This window comes from Methanobrevibacter sp. (assembly GCF_017406825.1).
In the GTDB taxonomy this organism is placed as follows: Archaea; Methanobacteriota; Methanobacteria; order Methanobacteriales; family Methanobacteriaceae; genus Methanocatella.
This window is the reverse complement of the sequence record NZ_JAFQXT010000025.1, coordinates 1-16,870: the sequence shown is the minus strand read 5'-3', so window position 1 is coordinate 16,870 and position 16,870 is coordinate 1. Positions and strand designations below refer to the sequence as shown.

The window sequence follows — 16,870 nt, the reverse complement described above, 5'->3', positions numbered from 1 at the left end:
CTAACTTTTAAGATATAAATAATATTGTAAGGATATAATTATTATAAGGTGAATATATGAAAATTGTTGTTGCAATCGGAGGATCAATCTTACTAAAAGAATATGACAGTGAAAAATTCCAGGAATATAGTGATATTCTAATAGACTTATCTCAAGAACATGAACTATTTGTCGTTGTAGGTGGAGGAAAACCTGCAAGAGAATACATTGGTGTTGTTCGTGATTTAGGTGCCGGCGAAGCACTATGTGACGATATCGGAATTGAAGTAACAAGATTAAATGCAAAATTAATGCTTTCAGCACTTGGCGACGCGGCTTATCAAAGAGTACCCCACAATTTCCAGGAAGCTTTGGAGTTCTCAGCAAGTGGAAAAATCATTGTGATGGGAGGAACTGAACCTGCACACAGTACCGATGCGGTTTCAGCGATTTTAGCCGAATATATTCAGGCCGATAAACTCATTAACTTGACATCAGTTGACGGGATGTATACAAAAGACCCCAATAAGTTTGATGATGCTGAACTCGTGCCGGAAATCACAGCTACCGATTTGCTTGAATTTTTAAGCGGAAAGGATGTGAAAGCCGGAACTTATGAATTCTTTGACACAACAGCAGTGCAGATGATTAAAAGATCAAACCTGGAAACTGTTATAACAAATGGTTTTGAACCTGAAAACCTAATAAAAGCTGTGAACGGAGAAAAAGTAGGAACTAGAATTATCAATGAATAGGTGAAAAAGTGGATAATCTCATTGATATAGGTTTGAATTTGATGCACAAATCCTTCAGAAGAGATAGGGTTGAAATAATTGAAGAAGCCAAAAAGGCTGGTGTGAAACAGTTCATCATTACCGGAACCAACATAACTTCAAGCCAGTTGGCTGCAGAATATGCCTCCAAGTATTCCGGAACTTTGTTTTCAACATCCGGAGTTCATCCACATGACGCAAAAACCTGCAATGGACACACAATGTTTGAAATAGAAAAGATAGCTAAAAAAGACAGTGTTGTGGCCATTGGTGAATGCGGTCTTGATTATAACAGGAACTTTTCACCGCAGAACCTGCAAAGAAAATGGTTTGAAGCGCAAATAGAAGTTGCAGAACGTGCGGATTTGCCGCTGTTTCTACATGAAAGGGAAGCCCATAAAGACTTATATGATATTCTAAAAAGACATGATGGCGTCATTGAAAAATCAGTTGTTCACTGTTTTACAGGAACCAAACAGGAAGCGCAGAACTATGTTGATTTAGGATGTTACATTGGAGTGACAGGTTGGATTTGTGATATGAAAAGAGGAAGAGACCTGCAGGAAGCGGTGAGCGTCATTCCTCCTGAAAAACTGATGATTGAAACCGATGCTCCATTTTTAATACCGAAAAACTTTAATGAAAAACCTAAAAAGAATAGGAACGAACCGAAATATTTACCTCATATCCTCGAAACAATTGCACTCTGCATGGGAATGGATGCAGAAGAACTTGCTGTTCAAGTTACCAAAAATACTAAAGAATTTTTCAAAATATAAGGAGATGATAAAATGGCAGTAGACCCACATAAACATTGTCCGATTTGCGGAACCCCAATACCTTTAAATGAACTTGTATGTTCACCGGACTGTCAGAAAGTCTGGGATGCAAGATTGAGTCAGAGAAAAAGGTCACAGATAATCCTATATGTAGTCATAGCAATCTTTTTAATTATTTGGGCCATAATGACTTTTGTAAAATAGTGATACAATGATTCTGACATCTTCCAATACACTTGAGACTAAGGAGATAATTGAATATGTAGGGCTGGTTACGGGCGAATCGCTGATTGGCGCTAACATCTATAAGGATTTATTTTCAGGAGTTCGTGACGTTGTAGGTGGAAGAACTTCAAAATACGAAGAGGAACTTCAAAAGGCAAGAGAGATTGCTTTGAAAAGTATGGAGGAAAAGGCCGAAAGTTTAGGTGCAAATGCAATTGTCGGCCTTAAGCTTTCCTATGACAATCTTGGCGGAACTATGGGAAACACCATCCTTGTCACCGCCTACGGCACTGCAGTCAAATGTGAATAATATGGAATTAAAGATAAATAAGGAAAGACGAAAGTATCTTCGGGAGGCGATTGTCTGCATTGCAATTGCCACTCTAATCGGACTTGTTGTTTATCAGATATTTCTATATTTCAAAATAGCGATATTCGGTTGGAATCTGGGACTTATTTTTGCTCCATTAACTGCAGGATATGTGGAAACCATCCTGGCAAATAGAATTATTGGAGAGGACATCGGCGCAATTAGTGCGTTCATTCTCTTTGCATATACGACATTTTACAGTTTTATTTTAAAAAATCCTACACTGGGATTTAATTTTATAACAATCGGATCGATTGCAGTGATATTGCAGGCGGCATTTCCAACATTGATTAATTATATTCTTTTTACTGTGGGCTTGGGAGCGGTCTTATACCTATTGGGAATCTTCAAAAAGTTCAACAGATTTGTCTACAATGGAATCATGGTGCATATTTTTAAAAAGGCTCCTGAAGTCAATTCGGAGCAGAGCTATGAATTTGATGAATTCAAGAGCAATGAACTTATAAACAGCCAGGATTTCTATTTCATAACGAGCACAGACCCCATTGACCAAAGAATTATCAATTTGGGCCAGTTTAATGCAACGGTAATAATCGATAAGGCGACCATAAGGACACCGCCTGATCCTGAAGAAATTGAAAAAGAGACAATTTACCATCTGAAAAAAGGAAAGGACATGTGTTTAATCGAACTGGCCAATGAAATCAAAGCCGCAGGCGGAAATGGGATAATTGATTTGGATATTCAATATAGCCTAATCGGACTTGGGGGAGACCGCTATCAGGTAAGTGCCATGGGAATGGGAATCCATCTAAGCTAAACCCATAAGTCCGGTCACGTCAACTAATTAATCTCTTTTAATCTTTTCTTGAAATCCTCATTTTTACTGCAGTTGCTGATGGCCTTTTGCAGAATATCCTTTTCGCTTTCAACATCACCCTGTTTTTGATAGATATTGATTAAAGATTCATATGCCTTTGAAGAATCGGGCAATGTGAATATGACCTCTTTATATAATTTAATGGCTTCATCCAGTTTATTTTCTTTTTCAAGGATTTGTGCCTCTTGCATTAGATGGGTAATGCTGTCAAATTTGCCTTGTCTTTTTGGCTTGATTTTTCCTTCAACATTTTTCAATTTATCAAATATGCTGTCCGCTTCATCTGAATCGAAATTTTGACCGACTTTTCTCTCTTCACTCATAATATCACCTTAAGGCAGAATGCCCAGCATCTTCAATGCCATGTATAATACTAATATGGAAAATACAATTTTTAACTTTTTTTGTGGAATCCTGTGGGCATATTTTGCACCTACTGAAGCCAGAGGCACTGAAAAGCAGGCAATAATTGCAAAATTGATTAAGCTTACATAACCTATTGAATATGGAAATGTGCTTACTCCCCACCCGGAAACGATATATGACAGAAATCCTCCGATTGCGGTTAAGCAGATGAATATTGAAGATGTTCCAATGGCCTCTATCATTGAAAAACCTAATAGGGCCGTTAAGATGGCTATTAAAAATACTCCCCCTCCAACACCCAACAGACCTGATGAAAACCCGACTAAGATACCTATAATTGCTGTAGATATTAGGTTGAACGGTATTTTTGCATCTTCACGTTCCTTGTTGATGTTGATGATGTTGTTTACAGCGATGAACAGCAATAAACATCCGAAAATGATTTCTAAAATCCTTGATGGCAACATTGAGGCGGTGAATCCTCCTAAAGCGCCACCGATAATTCCAAAAATGCCCAATTTGATTCCGGGTTCTATGATTCCGTCAAGTGTTCTGGTGTGTCTGTAAGCTCCGCTCAGGGATGTAGGGATAATGATGGCCAGACTTGTGCCGAATGATATTAGAATTGCCAAATCCGGTTCAACTCCTATGTATTTTAACAGGAAGTACTGTAAAGGAACAATCAGAAATCCTCCGCCTACCCCCAAAAGACCTGAGGCAAAACCTGCAAAAACACCAATTAGAATTAGTCCTATGAAGTATTCTATCGCAAACATAGCATCACTTTTATAAAGTATTAATAATTAAATTATTGTTAATGAAACTTAATAAAACTATATTAGTTGGAGTTGTGTTTATTTTACTTGCAGGAGTAATTTTTCTAACTGATATATTGAATCCGATTATCAGACCAGTCACATATCTGTTTTTGATGGGATCATCTAAAGGAAAAGACATAATATTCTTTGGCCTTTTAGGCTTATTTTTAATTTTTTCCCAAATAATCAAAAAAGAAATCGACACTACAAAATATTTAAAAATTTCAATGGTAATCGGTGCGGTTTTATTGATTTTAGGTATTTTGCTTGAAGTTATTTTCAGATTGCAGATGGGCATCAAGCTCAACACAGTATTCTGCTCCATGACTAGTGGCATGAGCTCCACAAGCATTCTTCATACCCATCTGTTAAAGGCCATTTTAGGAGAAGTTCTAACTAAAATTATGGGACCGTTCATTCAGAGTGGAATCAACACAGGAGTTGGCCTATATGCATATGTTCCAAGTTATGCGTTTTTAGTGATTCTGCTCATTCCAATACTGTTTGTGACAATAGTCCTTGCCATGCAAAAACGCCCATGGTTTACAAACTTCCTTTTGGCATTCTTCTCAAGCTGCCTTATAATCGGAATAATCGACGGAGGAATGTTTGCAACACCCTCATATGTCGGGATTTTCGGACTTTACCTTGTCTACAGAAACGGATATTACCTGAACTATATTTCCGGTAAAATTTTAAGGGACGAAACCCTTCTTAAACAGAATGAAGCAATCCAACCCTGCTATAAAAACCGCGGATTCAGTAAAAAAAGATATCTGTTCAACAGATTTTTAATATGGTTTGTTGTAATAGCGGTCATATTGTTAAGGTTCACAATCGCCTTTGCAGGTGCGGAACCTGACTATTATACTGTTGATATTGTAAACCCTACCGGAGACATTGACCTTGGAAACATCAGCACAGAAAGCGTTGATTATGCGCATCATAACAATCAGAACAAAACCACATATCACATTGACCCTCAGTATAATGAAATGGAACTTATAAATGACTTGAAGATTCCTCTGAACAATTCGTGCGAATATTACACCGTCAGCTGGAACGCTTACTCTTATCTCTAGTGATACCATGAAAAAGCTCTATTTGATATTGCCTATACTGGCAGGGTTGATGTTTGGATCAAGCGGAATATTTGTCCGCACGTTAACGCAGAACGGAATCGATTCGACAACACTCCTGTTCCTGAGATTTTCAATTGCGATAATTCCTATTTTAATGGCAGTTCTGTTAACGGATAAAAGATTATTAAAAGCTGGTTTGAAAGACATTCCCTTATTTATAGTATGTGCAATGTGTATCGTTGGACTTAATCTATGCTATAATGAATCAATGAACAATATCCCGTTATCTTTAGCTGCAACATTATTGTCAATTGCTCCGATTTTTGTGCTGATTTTTGCATATGTGCTATTCAGAGAAAAAATCACAAAAAGAAAATCAATATGCATGATCCTAGCTATTTTCGGATGCATGCTCATGACCGGAGTTTTTGAAAGCAGCATCGCAGACATCTCATTATTCGGCATTCTATCAGGCATTGGAGCTGGACTGTTCTGGGCGGTCTATTTGATGGCATCCAAAAAGTCAATTGAAATGGGAAACCATACGTTCACAATACTATTCTATTCAATCATATTCATTTCAATAGCATTAATCCCATTCACCGACTTCGGCCAAATCAGAGCTTTTGTTAGCCTTGACCCCGCATTGGCAATATTGTTTTTAATCATACACTCAACATTTTCATTTGCCCTGCCGTATATCTTCTCGACTGTCAGTTTGAACTACATGGACTCCGGAGTGTCTTCAATATTGCTTTCAGGTGCTGAACCCTTTGCGGCATTGATTTTTGGATTTGCATTATACTCAGAGATTCCAACACCCCTCATGTTTTGCGGATTCCTTTTGACCATCATTGCCATGATGATGTTAAGCACCAAAGGCACCTTGAAAGATATGTTGCACCTTTGATAGAGAGAGGTGCATTTCAACTGTAAATGCTTTAAATCAAAAAATGAGGTTAAATCAATCCATTTCAACAAAATAAAGGGTTTTTAATCATGAATTAAAAAAGCAATATTAATAATCATGATAAATGGGAAATGTGTAAAAAATATTGACTTACTCGGAAAATATTTCCATACAGTAATTAATTTAAAAGCATTTAAATCAAGATATAATAAATTAAAATCAAGATTGGATATAAAACAAATCAAAAAACTGTATTTTGATAAAACGAACTAATCATCATGATTGAATTGAAAAAATACAAATGATTGAAAAAGTTGATTTTTGAGCTAAAATATGGTCCTCTTGGAAAAGAAATTCCTTCAAGAAAGCAATTTAAATTAAGTAAAATTATAAAAAACAAGCAATTTTGAAAAGATTTATTTATTTAAAAAATAAATTCATACATATGATTTTAAGCATTATCATACCTACCTATAATGAGGAGGAATACCTTCCTGTTTTATTGGAGAGCATCAAGAAGCAAGATTTCAGTGACTATGAGATTATAGTAGCTGATGCCAACTCAACCGATAAAACCCGAGAAATCGCAGAGTCCTACGGATGCAAAATAGTTGATGGAGGACTGCCTGCAGTAGGTAGGAATAATGGTGCTAAAGCAGCAAAAGGGGAATATTTGCTATTCCTTGATTCAGATTTGGAACTTACGGATGACTATTTGAGAAATGTCATATATGAATTCAGAATGGAAAGGCTTGGAATAGCCATTACACAAATGAAACCCATGTCAAATAAGATAGAAGATCAGATATTCCATGAATTTGCAAATTACTTTATGATCAGTATCGAAAAGATAAAACCACATGGTGCAGGATGTTACGGAATCATTGCAAGAAAAGAGTTGCATGACGAATGCGGCGGTTTTAATGAAGATTTGAACTTCGGTGAAGACACTGATTACATTGAACGACTGGCCAAAAAGGAACGTTTCAAAGTTCTTAGAAATGCTAAAATCGGCGTTTCAACCAGAAGACTTGAAGAAGAAGGCATAGAAACATTGATAAGGCAATACGGCAAAAGTACCGTAAACGACTTTCTAGGAAAAAGAACAGATGCCGAAGAACTCAATTATAATTTTGACCACGGCCATGAAAAAATCACAACTACAAGACTTGAAAGAATAACAAAAGCCACAGAAAGAGTTAATGAAATTAAAGAAAGTTACGATGAATCCGTTCAAAAAATTAATGCCACACGGTCACGTTTCAAGATTAAGAAAAACCGCCAAAGAAAAGTGGTGTTCTACTGTGTCTGCGGAGAGGGAATGGGTCATGCCATCCGCAGTGGCGTGATTATCGACAAAATTAAAGAAAAATATGACGTATACATATTTTCAAGCGACAGGGCTTATGAGTATCTGAATTCCAAATTTGAGAATGTTTACAAAATCGGAGGATTCAATACCGTTTACATCAACAACAAGGTGAACAACCTCCAAACCTTATCCAATGCCTTAAAAAGAAATCCTACAAATATGAAAATAGGATACGATAAGCTATACAAAAAAGCAAGAGAGTTAAGGCCTGAAGTGATTGTAACCGATTTTGAAATTTACGCCACAATGGTGTCAAAATTATTAAATATTCCTTTAATCAGCCTAGACAACATTCATATGATTACACAAGCAAAAATCCATTACCCTGAAAACAAAAGAATTGAAATGCTTAAAGCAAAAGGGGTTATAAAAACATATGTCGTGAAACCAAAGATACATATCTTAACCAGTTTCTTTTATCCTCCTGTCCGATCAAAGAAGAATGCAGTCATCTATCCTCCGGTGATTCGTGAAGACATACTCAAATTAGAGCCTACGGATGGAGATCACGTAATCGTTTATCAGACAAGTAAAGAAAGCGTGAAACTTGTCCGCAAACTAAAAGCATTGAAGGATGAAAAATTCATCGTATACGGATTCAATGTGAATAAAGAGGATGGCAATCTAACATATAAAGAATTTAATGAAGATGTGTTTTATGATGATTTGGCATCTGCAAAGGCAGTGATATGTAACGGAGGATTCACATTCATCTCCGAAGCAATCTCACTTAAAAAGCCTATTTATTCAGTTCCGGCTTTGGGCAACTTTGAACAGACATTGAACGGATTTTATGTGGAACGCTTAGGATATGGTGAATATCACGAAATAATGAGTGCCAAAAGGGTTGAAAACTTTTTAAACAAACTTCCTAGATATCAAAAGAACCTGTCAAAAGTCAAAAAAACAAATAATGATGGAATAGTTAAAGAGTTAGTTTACAGAATAGAAAAATACTCAAAATAGCAGATATTAAAGATCGCTCAAATCTTTAATCTCAATGGTGTCTGAAACCTCTTTTAACAAATTTAAATCATTGCCCATGATAATAAAATCGACATCATCATGATTGGACACCAGTTCATAAACTGTTTCATTTTTTAGTTGTGTGGAATAAATCTGTTCTGAAGTTGTATTTAAAACAGAAACCGAATTAATGCCAATTAACGAATCTGTCAGATTCCTATTGAGTATAATTCCTGAAACATTTGTGGAATATTTGCCGGTATTTTGATAGAATTTCATTCCATCAGCTTCATTTTTTAAAGTGAAATTCGAACCGGCGGGCAAATCAATCTTAAATGAATCGAAATCCTGTGTTTTTAAAGGAAGCTTTAGTGATTCCCCACTGAAATCTCCAATAGGATTTGTTAAGATCAGATATCCTCCAACAATAATAAAAATAAATGCGAGAACAAGTATCACGTTAGACCATTTCATGATTTAACTCCAAAAAAAGAAATAAAAAAATATGATTAATAAAGCAATAACTTCATTAATCAAAGGGCAACTATAATGTTACGCCCATTTCTAATTGTTCTGTCAATTCTTTGTACCTGTTACGGATGGTTACTTCTGTAACTCCTGCGATATCAGCTACATCCCTTTGTGTTTTTCTCTCACCGAGCAACACAGATGCAATATATAATGCAGCTGCCGCAACACCTGTTGGACCTCTTCCTGAAGTCAATCCTTTTTCCATTGCCTTTTCAATGATTTCAATAGCTTTGGATTGTGCTTCACCTGAAAGTCCAAGTTCTGATGCGAATCTTGGAACATAATCCACAGGAGAAGTTGGTGGCAATTTGATATTCAGTTCACGGGTTAGGAACCTGTATGTTCTTCCAACTTCTTTTTTGGTTACGCGAGAAACTTCAGCAATCTCATCTAAGGTACGAGGAACATTACAACGTCTGCATGCAGCATATAAAGAAGCAGCCACTACCCCTTCAATACTTCTTCCTCTGATTAACTTGTTGTCGACTGCACTTCTATAGACTACACTTGCAGCTTCCCTTACGCTTCTTGGAAGTCCAAGTCTTGAAGAATCACGGTCCAATTCACTTAATGCAAATGCCAAATTCCTTTCAGTAGCTCCGGAAATTCTGATTTTTCTTTGCCATTTCCTTAACCTATACCATTGAGCTCTGTTTCTTGCAGGAATATCACGACCGTAAATATCTTTATTTCTCCAGTCAATCATTGTACTTAGACCTTTATCGTGAATAGTGTAAGTAATTGGAGCTCCAACTCTTGTACGTTTGTCTCTTTGTTCGTGATCAAATGCTCTCCATTCAGGACCCATGTCAACAAGATTTTCATCAATGACTAATCCGCAACGAGCACATACAACTTCTGCTCTTTCGTAGTCACCGATTAACTCTTCTGAACCACATTCAGGACATACGGTCTGTTTGGAATCATCGTATACGTCTCTTTGCCTTCTGCCCTCAACAGTTCTTGTGCGTCCTTGTTTAGGAACTTCGTTTACTTTTTGTGTCGTGGTTTCATCCTCCTTTTTCTAGGTTTTTTGGATTTTGGTTTTGATACAAACAGTTTTTCACCACAATGCTTTTCTATTCTCTCCCTGTTCGCTGATTTAAACAAGCGAATAGAAATGTATGGTTGTTTTGTAGGTCCGAATACATAACTCACCTTACCAATTTTGTTTTTTTCACTGTCATAAACAATTCCACCTGGTGAGGGTGTTTTTTCAGACCTTGCGATTAATTTTCCTGAATTTGCTATATGCAAACTATTGCCTAAAAATTTCATAAAATCCAACTTAAAAATCAAATCTGTATCATTTATATAATTGTAAAAAAGTAGTATATAAATGTATCGATACATTTATATATAAATATTAATATCTATTTAAATGTTTTTCTATTTGAGTCCGACAATTTCTGCCAATGACCTGCCGCCTGCAAGATCATCAACAATCATTGATTCCTTGACCTTCACCCCAAGTGAAGCAATCATTGTCTGTGTGAATAATTCCTTAGGAATGACAACTATCCCGCTTTCATCACCGATTAAGAAGTCACCGGGATTTATTGTCTCACCTTCAATTTCAATACTTTCATTTAAAGCACCTAAACCCAAAGGAGACCCTGCATTAGGACATGTATTTGAAGCAAAAACCGGAAAATCGATATATAAAAGAGCATCCAAGTCACGTGCAGAACCATAAATAACGACAGCTTTAATACCATTATCCCGAGCGCATGTAGATGCAAGTTCACCCCAAATAGCCTTATCCTGTGAGGAAACTTTGAAAAACAAAATGTCCCCCTCTGATGCATTATCTATGGCCAATGCTGATGTTCCCCAGTCATCGCTGGTGGTTTCTGCAGTGAAAATTGTTCCAAAAACTTTCTGGTTGTTGATTGATTTGATTGACTGTATTGTGCCTGACCTTTTTGAAATACCATTATATGCATCTGAAACCTGACAAGCGGAAACGCTTTCAAGCAAAGACATCAAATTAATGTATTCCTCATAATTCTTACCATTAAACCTTAAATCATCGATAGAAACATTATTCAAGTTTATTTTATCTACAGCAATACGCTTATTAAGATTTTTATTTTTGTTTAACACATCTTTCGGACTTATTGACATGAATTCACCACTGTATTATAATATATTCAACTTACTTAAAATATATTTCATAGATTTTATATATTAGTTTAATCAAAATATTATTTGAAGTATTTATTCAAATACTTAATTCTTATATACTCATAGAGTTACGTACATTACTAATTTATTATAATTATTATTAATTTATCAAAAGACAGGAGAAAAATTATTATTAAGGGAAAATAAAACGTTTGAATTGTATAAAATTTACTTAACATAATTATATTAGGAAAAAACAGCAATACCTTAATAGTAAAACGCTCCAAATGTATAAACTCTTTTTTAGTGTATAATAGGTCAAAAAGACCACATTCGTATAATTTATGCAAGTTAATCACCTAAAAATAATTTAAATTTTTAGCAATTACATAAATTATCCCGATTAGCTTAGGAGGCTTAAATATGGGAAAAGGTGAAGAATTAACAACAACAAAATATTTAATACATGCTCAAATTACAGCCAATGGTATTGTTGAAAAACCAGATGTTGTCGGTGCTGTCTTTGGGCAAACTGAAGGTTTACTTAGTAATGATTTAGATTTAAGAGAACTCCAAAGAACTGGAAGAATCGGAAGAATCCAAGTTAACATCCACTCAAACAGTGGAAGAGCAAAAGGTGAAATCGTAATTCCATCCAGTTTGGATAGGGTTGAAACCGCCATTCTCGCTGCATCACTCGAAACCATCAACAGAGTCGGTCCATGTGAAGCGGAAATACGCACAACAAAAGTTGAAGACGTAAGAGCCGTTAAAAGAGAGCAAGTGGTCAACCGTGCAAAAGAAATCTATAAGAAAATGGTTGAAAGCGTCGGTCCAACCAGCATGAGAATGATTGAGGAAGTAAGGGAAGCAATGAGAGTTCATGAAATCTCCGAATACGGTGAAGATCGTCTCCCTGCCGGCCCTAGCATTCACACATCCGATGCAATCATTGTTGTGGAAGGCCGCAGCGACGTTTTAAACTTACTTAAATACGGTATCAAAAATACCGTAGCTGTCGAAGGAGTTAGCGTTCCTCGTTCCATTGGTGAATTAAGTAAAAAAAGAACAACCACTGCATTTGTTGACGGTGACAGAGGCGGAGAGTTAATATTAAAAGAATTATTACAGATCGGTGATGTGGACTACATTACCCGTGCTCCTAAAGGAAAAGAAGTGGAAGACCTCGAAAAAGACGAAGTCCTGGTTGCGCTCAGAGATAAAGTTCCTACCGCACAGTTTTTAGCCACAACCAATATCTTAAATGATTCCAACAGTAACCACAACTCTAAAAAAGATAATCATAACAACAGACATCATAGAAAACATCAAAAATACAACCGCAATGAAAAGCCACAGGCTGTAAAAGAACCGGAACCTGAAATTGAAGATGATGAAGTTAGCCTAATGAAAGACATGCTAAAAGAATTTGAAGGAACCGGCTGCGGAGCAATTTTGGATGAAGCATTGAATATGACCAAAGAAGTGGAAGTTGAAAATATTTATGAAGAAATCAAGAATATTGATGGAACCGCAGATACAGTCATATTTGATGGAGTAATCTCCCAAAGATTGGTTGATGTTGCATCCGAAAAAGGAATAAATAAATTGGTAGCATTTAAATCAATGAATATAGTTAAAAAACCTCATGACGTTAAATTAATCACTATTGACTAAGGAGGGTAAAAATGAACCTTAATATAGACAACTATTACAGTACAAGGAAGAATGCATTTGAACGAATTCAGGATGCCAGTACTGCCACTAAAGTACTTATGTCTTTCATGATGGCATGTTTTACTGGTATTATGGCTCAAATCATCATTCCGCTGCCATGGACTCCAGTCCCAATCACTGCTCAAACTTTTGCAGTTTTATGTTCTGGCCTGTTCCTAGGTAGAAAATATGGAGTATTAAGTCAAATTATCTATATTGTTTTAGGTATTGCACTTATTCCTTGGTTTGGAGGAATGACCGGAGGACTTGACATCTTCCTGGGATCTACATTCGGATTCTTTATTGGATTTATCTTGGCATCTTACTTTGTAGGATTGATTAGCGAAAGGTATGCAAAAGCACGTAATTTTACAAGAATGGCTATTACCATTGGAATTGCAAATTTCGCATTAATTTACATTCCAGGTTTAGCTGGCCTTGCATTATTCTTAAGCTTGCAAGGAACTCCAGTTGGAATCTTTGATCTTTTAATGATGGGACTCATTCCATTCATCATAGGAGATATTGTAAAAATATTAGGTGCAGCTTCTGTGTCTAAAGTATTTTTACCAAAAGACTAAAAAAAAGGTTTTATAACCTTTTCTTTTTTTATTTTTTCGATTAAAATGAAACTTGTTTTAAGAGGACATCATTTATTATGTCTAAAAGGCTTTCAGGGATATGGCTATGATGAGGACTTTGTCGAAAACATGATTAAAGTCAACAAGTTGAGAAAGCTTAGCACAACAACCGTTTCACTAACAAATCAGGCGGATGATTTGTGTGCATCATGTCCCAACCTGAATGATAAGTTATGTAAAGACCATGGCCACAATGAGATAATCGTAGAGATGGATAATGAGATGTTAAAAAAAATTGACCCCTCAAAAGAATACAATTCTGTGGAATTATTCAAAGAAATCGATACCATCTTCAATACCCTGGAAAGCGTTTCTGAAATCTGTTTTAATTGTATGTGGCATGAAAAATGCCTATTTTATCAAAAATTATCAAATAACCGATAGATTTAAATAGGACATGAAGGAAATATATATATGTTGTATATGATACAACACAAATAGTCCCGTGGGGTAGTGGTAATCCTTCTAGGCTTTGGACCCGGAGACGGCGGTTCGACTCCGCTCGGGACTACTCTTATTAACTTTTTTTACTGATTTTATATGAAAAAGCTTTTACTTATTGGAATTGATACAAGAAGTATGCTTAACAGTGCATTAGAATTAGATTATGAACTCTATTCAACAAGCTATTTTTCCACATCAGACACCCCCTCCATCAAGAATCAGAAGATTATTCTAAATGAAAAAGATGGTGAAAGCTGCGGAATCTTCGAAGATGAATTTGACAAAAGCACAATTCTGGAACTCTCACAGGATTACATTGATGAAGTTGACTATATCATACCTATTTCAGGAGTTTCACCAAGCGATTTTAAAAAAAATGATCGAAAAAAGATTCTGGGAAACAGGGATGTGGAAAACATTGAGAATAAATATGAATTTTATAAAGAGATTGAAGATGAATTTTTAACCCCAAGGACTTTTTATGTAAGTGATATAGATGAAGCTTTGGAAATAAATGAAAATTATCCGGACATTCAATTTATTTTAAAACCCCTTCAAGGAAGTGGGGGATATAATATAAATCTATTAAATAATGATATGAATATTGAATTTAATCATGGTGAATTCATTCTGCAGGAATATGTCTCAGGAATCAACTTAAGCTCATCAGTATTGTCCAGCAAAAATGAATCAAAAACTATTGTCAACTCAAGATTGCTTACCATGAACGACTTCGCAGATGAAAATTCATTCATCTATGTGGGCAACATCCTGCCACTGACAGATAAATCAATCATGGCAAAAGTCAATGACATCAACAGGTTAACAGATGAAATGAATAAAACCAGCGAAAGTCTGATTGATAAGTTTAATCTAATCGGGTCTAATGGCGTTGATTACATCTATAATGAAAAAGGGCTGTATGTCATTGAAGTCAATCCGAGAATTCAGGGAACATTCGAATGCGTTGAAAAGGCATTCGGAATCAATATGCTTGAAGCACATATCAAAGCATGCGTGGGAAAAATAATTGACATTCCTGAAGCGAAATACTACACCTATAAAAAAATCATATACTCCCCGGCTAGAAACAAATATTCCCCTCTTGATTTGGACAACATCTATGACCTGCCGCATATCGGATCTATTACAGAAAAAGGTGAACCTCTGCTAACAATAATTGATAAGGATAATGATTTTGAAAAATTATTTGAAAAAGTAGAACTAACCTGTAAAATAGTTAATGAAAAATCTAGAAAAGACCAACTAGATGCATAATAAAGAATATTACGCCGATTGTTATCATAAATGTGGTGATAATCATTCCACGTGTCATCCAGATAAATACTTTAGCTTTGTTATCCGGATCCTTCATATATTGGTCAATGGGGTCTCTTTTCATGTTTACAACCTTTATCTGTAGTTTCTAGTAATACAAATTTTTACAGTAACTTAATATATTAAGCTTTTTTTAAGAATAAATTAATTTTAAACTTTAAATAAAAAAAATAATAAAAAATAGAAGAAAATGAAAAAAATAAAGAAAAATTTAGGCTTCTGCATTTTTAGCAGCTTCCGCTGCTGCAGCAGCTTTTTCATTTTTCTCCATTGTTGACCTAATCATTTTCAATCTAACGAAGTTTTCTCTTTCCATTTCTTGGAGTCTCATATCAATATACTTTTCAGTATTTTGGAATCTTGGAATCATAATGTGCTCTAAAGCATTTACTCTACGTTTAGTAGCTTCAATCTCCTCAGCAAGTAAGAAAATTGTTTTTTCCACTTCACCAAGTTCGATTAAATACTTGAGAGATTCCTCGAATTTCTTTGCAGCTTCGTCTAATTGTATGGTTGTGTCAGAGAATCCGTAACCTCTGTCAATGATGGATCTTTCCTCCATATTAACATTTGTTACAGGCACTGAAACACCCATAACACTTCTTGATGTAATTTCAACATCAATGGATTCCTTAACGGATAAAGCTGCCTTTTTAACAGCTAAATCTCCCATAGCAATTTGAGCTTCAACTAAAGCATCATTTGCTTCTTTAAGACTTAATTCTGCATTTTCACGAATACCTTTGACACGATCCAAGATATCAAAAAACTCTTTGATTAAAGCATCCCTTTTTTCTTTAAGCAAACCGTGCCCTTTTACAGCCAGTTTAGTCCTATTTTTAAGGGATAATAATTCCATACGAGTTGGATTAATTCCATCTATAATATCTTGTGCCATTTAATCACCTACATTACTGTAATGAGATTAGTCATCTTTTGGAAGGTATTGTTCAATAAATTCTTCTTTAACCCTTTTGAGTTCTGCTTTAGGTAAGATTTTAAGTAAACTCCAACCAAGATCTAAAGTTTCAAAGATGGTTCTGTCTTCATCTTTACTTTGAGTAATGAATTGATCTTCAAATGCTTGAGCAAACTCTAAGAACTTTTGGTCCCTTTCAGTAAGTGCTTCTTCCCCTACAACCGCAACGAGGTCTCTTAATTCACGACCTTCTGCATAAGCAGAATAAAGCTGGTCAGATACACCACTGTGGTCATCACGAGTTTTGTCTCCACCGATACCACCACTCATCAAACGGGAAAGTGAAGGAAGTACGTCTACAGGAGGGTAAATACCTTTCCTTGAGATTTCCCTACTTAATACGATTTGTCCTTCTGTAATATAACCGGTTAAATCAGGAATTGGGTGAGTAATATCGTCTTGAGGCATAACTAAGATAGGCATTTGAGTAATAGAACCTTCTTTACCATCAATACGTCCTGCTCTTTCATAAATACCTGCGAGGTCAGTGTACATGTAACCAGGGTAACCTCTTCTTCCAGGTACTTCTTCCCTAGCTGCAGAAATTTCCCTTAAAGCTTCACAGTAGTTGGTCATATCTGTTAAGATAACCAATACTTGCATACCTAAGGTG

General features: G+C 35.7%; 20 protein-coding genes, 1 tRNA gene and 1 pseudogene. 13 read left to right on the top strand and 9 right to left on the bottom strand.

The annotated features are described in order from the left end of the window. Nucleotides 1–56: 56 nt before the first annotated feature. Genes pyrH through IJF99_RS04375 form a run of 5 tightly spaced genes read left to right on the top strand, consistent with a single transcriptional unit; the run spans nt 57 to nt 2,907 of the window. Nucleotides 57–734 carry a UMP kinase gene (gene pyrH / locus IJF99_RS04395; protein ID WP_292792459.1) on the top strand — a complete coding sequence of 226 codons (678 nt, stop codon included), beginning with the start codon at nt 57–59 and terminating at the stop codon, nt 732–734. Between the two features lie 8 nt (nt 735–742). After that, nucleotides 743–1,531: a TatD family hydrolase gene (locus tag IJF99_RS04390; RefSeq protein ID WP_292792457.1), complete on the top strand. Its 789-nt coding sequence runs from the start codon at nt 743–745 to the stop codon at nt 1,529–1,531. Between the two features lie 12 nt (nt 1,532–1,543). Then, nucleotides 1,544–1,735: a DUF2116 family Zn-ribbon domain-containing protein gene (locus IJF99_RS04385; RefSeq protein WP_292792455.1), complete on the top strand. Its 192-nt coding sequence runs from the start codon at nt 1,544–1,546 to the stop codon at nt 1,733–1,735. 7 nt (nt 1,736–1,742) lie between these two features. Then, nucleotides 1,743–2,066: a heavy metal-binding domain-containing protein gene (locus tag IJF99_RS04380; RefSeq protein WP_292792453.1), complete on the top strand. Its 324-nt coding sequence runs from the start codon at nt 1,743–1,745 to the stop codon at nt 2,064–2,066. A gap of 1 nt (nt 2,067) precedes the next feature. Further along, complete coding sequence (locus IJF99_RS04375) at nt 2,068–2,907, top strand: hypothetical protein (protein WP_292792451.1); 840 nt, start codon at nt 2,068–2,070, stop codon at nt 2,905–2,907. A gap of 23 nt (nt 2,908–2,930) precedes the next feature. On the opposite strand, the gene IJF99_RS04370 is transcribed toward IJF99_RS04375, so the two are convergent. Together IJF99_RS04370 and IJF99_RS04365 are read right to left on the bottom strand one after the other, a co-directional pair. Next, the gene (locus IJF99_RS04370) at nt 2,931–3,290 is read right to left on the bottom strand and encodes a hypothetical protein (protein ID WP_292792449.1); all 360 of its coding nucleotides are present in this window, start codon (nt 3,288–3,290) and stop codon (nt 2,931–2,933) included. A 9-nt stretch (nt 3,291–3,299) separates the two neighbouring features. Then, nucleotides 3,300–4,109 carry a sulfite exporter TauE/SafE family protein gene (locus IJF99_RS04365; RefSeq protein WP_292792447.1) on the bottom strand — a complete coding sequence of 270 codons (810 nt, stop codon included), beginning with the start codon at nt 4,107–4,109 and terminating at the stop codon, nt 3,300–3,302. 41 nt (nt 4,110–4,150) lie between these two features. On the opposite strand from IJF99_RS04365, the gene IJF99_RS04360 reads away from it, so the two are divergent. The 3 genes from IJF99_RS04360 to IJF99_RS04350 all read left to right on the top strand — a co-directional run bounded on the left by IJF99_RS04360 (nt 4,151) and on the right by IJF99_RS04350 (nt 8,481). Beyond that, complete coding sequence (locus IJF99_RS04360) at nt 4,151–5,233, top strand: hypothetical protein (protein ID WP_292792445.1); 1,083 nt, start codon at nt 4,151–4,153, stop codon at nt 5,231–5,233. Nucleotides 5,234–5,240: 7 nt separating this feature from the next. Further along, nucleotides 5,241–6,143, top strand: a complete 903-nt coding sequence (locus tag IJF99_RS04355; RefSeq protein WP_292792443.1) for a DMT family transporter — start codon at nt 5,241–5,243, stop codon at nt 6,141–6,143. 445 nt (nt 6,144–6,588) lie between these two features. Continuing rightward, complete coding sequence (locus IJF99_RS04350; RefSeq protein WP_292792441.1) at nt 6,589–8,481, top strand: MJ1255/VC2487 family glycosyltransferase; 1,893 nt, start codon at nt 6,589–6,591, stop codon at nt 8,479–8,481. Nucleotides 8,482–8,487: 6 nt separating this feature from the next. Here the strand turns inward: IJF99_RS04350 and IJF99_RS04345 are convergent, their stop codons facing one another. The 4 genes and pseudogenes from IJF99_RS04345 to IJF99_RS04330 form a co-directional block, all read right to left on the bottom strand. Beyond that, nucleotides 8,488–8,955, bottom strand: a complete 468-nt coding sequence (locus IJF99_RS04345) for a hypothetical protein (RefSeq protein WP_292792439.1) — start codon at nt 8,953–8,955, stop codon at nt 8,488–8,490. 70 nt (nt 8,956–9,025) lie between these two features. Further along, nucleotides 9,026–9,949: pseudogene (locus IJF99_RS04340) on the bottom strand (transcription initiation factor IIB); the annotation flags it as partial. A gap of 53 nt (nt 9,950–10,002) precedes the next feature. Beyond that, on the bottom strand, nt 10,003–10,290 hold the full coding sequence (locus IJF99_RS04335; protein ID WP_292792438.1) for a Gar1/Naf1 family protein: 288 nt from the start codon (nt 10,288–10,290) through the stop codon (nt 10,003–10,005). A gap of 111 nt (nt 10,291–10,401) precedes the next feature. Next, nucleotides 10,402–11,139 carry an RraA family protein gene (locus IJF99_RS04330; protein WP_292792437.1) on the bottom strand — a complete coding sequence of 246 codons (738 nt, stop codon included), beginning with the start codon at nt 11,137–11,139 and terminating at the stop codon, nt 10,402–10,404. A gap of 423 nt (nt 11,140–11,562) precedes the next feature. Here IJF99_RS04330 and dnaG point away from each other — a divergent pair, with 423 nt between their 5' ends. From dnaG to IJF99_RS04305, 5 genes are all read left to right on the top strand, one after another. Next, nucleotides 11,563–12,816, top strand: coding sequence for a DNA primase DnaG (gene dnaG / locus IJF99_RS04325; RefSeq protein WP_292792436.1), 1,254 nt, complete (start codon nt 11,563–11,565; stop codon nt 12,814–12,816). Between the two features lie 11 nt (nt 12,817–12,827). Next, nucleotides 12,828–13,436, top strand: a complete 609-nt coding sequence (locus tag IJF99_RS04320) for a biotin transporter BioY (RefSeq protein WP_292792435.1) — start codon at nt 12,828–12,830, stop codon at nt 13,434–13,436. A 45-nt stretch (nt 13,437–13,481) separates the two neighbouring features. Next, nucleotides 13,482–13,880: a DUF1284 domain-containing protein gene (locus tag IJF99_RS04315; RefSeq protein WP_292792434.1), complete on the top strand. Its 399-nt coding sequence runs from the start codon at nt 13,482–13,484 to the stop codon at nt 13,878–13,880. A gap of 55 nt (nt 13,881–13,935) precedes the next feature. Further along, nucleotides 13,936–14,007, top strand: a tRNA-Gln gene (locus tag IJF99_RS04310). A 29-nt stretch (nt 14,008–14,036) separates the two neighbouring features. Further along, the gene (locus IJF99_RS04305) at nt 14,037–15,218 is read left to right on the top strand and encodes an ATP-grasp domain-containing protein (protein WP_292792433.1); all 1,182 of its coding nucleotides are present in this window, start codon (nt 14,037–14,039) and stop codon (nt 15,216–15,218) included. Here IJF99_RS04305 and IJF99_RS04300 read toward each other — a convergent pair. The 3 genes from IJF99_RS04300 to IJF99_RS04290 all read right to left on the bottom strand — a co-directional run. Then, nucleotides 15,193–15,342: a hypothetical protein gene (locus IJF99_RS04300; RefSeq protein ID WP_292792431.1), complete on the bottom strand. Its 150-nt coding sequence runs from the start codon at nt 15,340–15,342 to the stop codon at nt 15,193–15,195. The two genes, IJF99_RS04305 and IJF99_RS04300, sit on opposite strands and share 26 nt — an antisense overlap. 147 nt (nt 15,343–15,489) lie before the next feature. Next, a complete protein-coding gene (locus tag IJF99_RS04295; protein ID WP_292792429.1) occupies nt 15,490–16,176 on the bottom strand; it encodes a V-type ATP synthase subunit D in 687 nt (228 codons plus the stop codon). A 27-nt stretch (nt 16,177–16,203) separates the two neighbouring features. Then, nucleotides 16,204–16,870: V-type ATP synthase subunit B (locus tag IJF99_RS04290; protein WP_292792427.1), on the bottom strand; the 667-nt coding region annotated here is incomplete at its 5' end.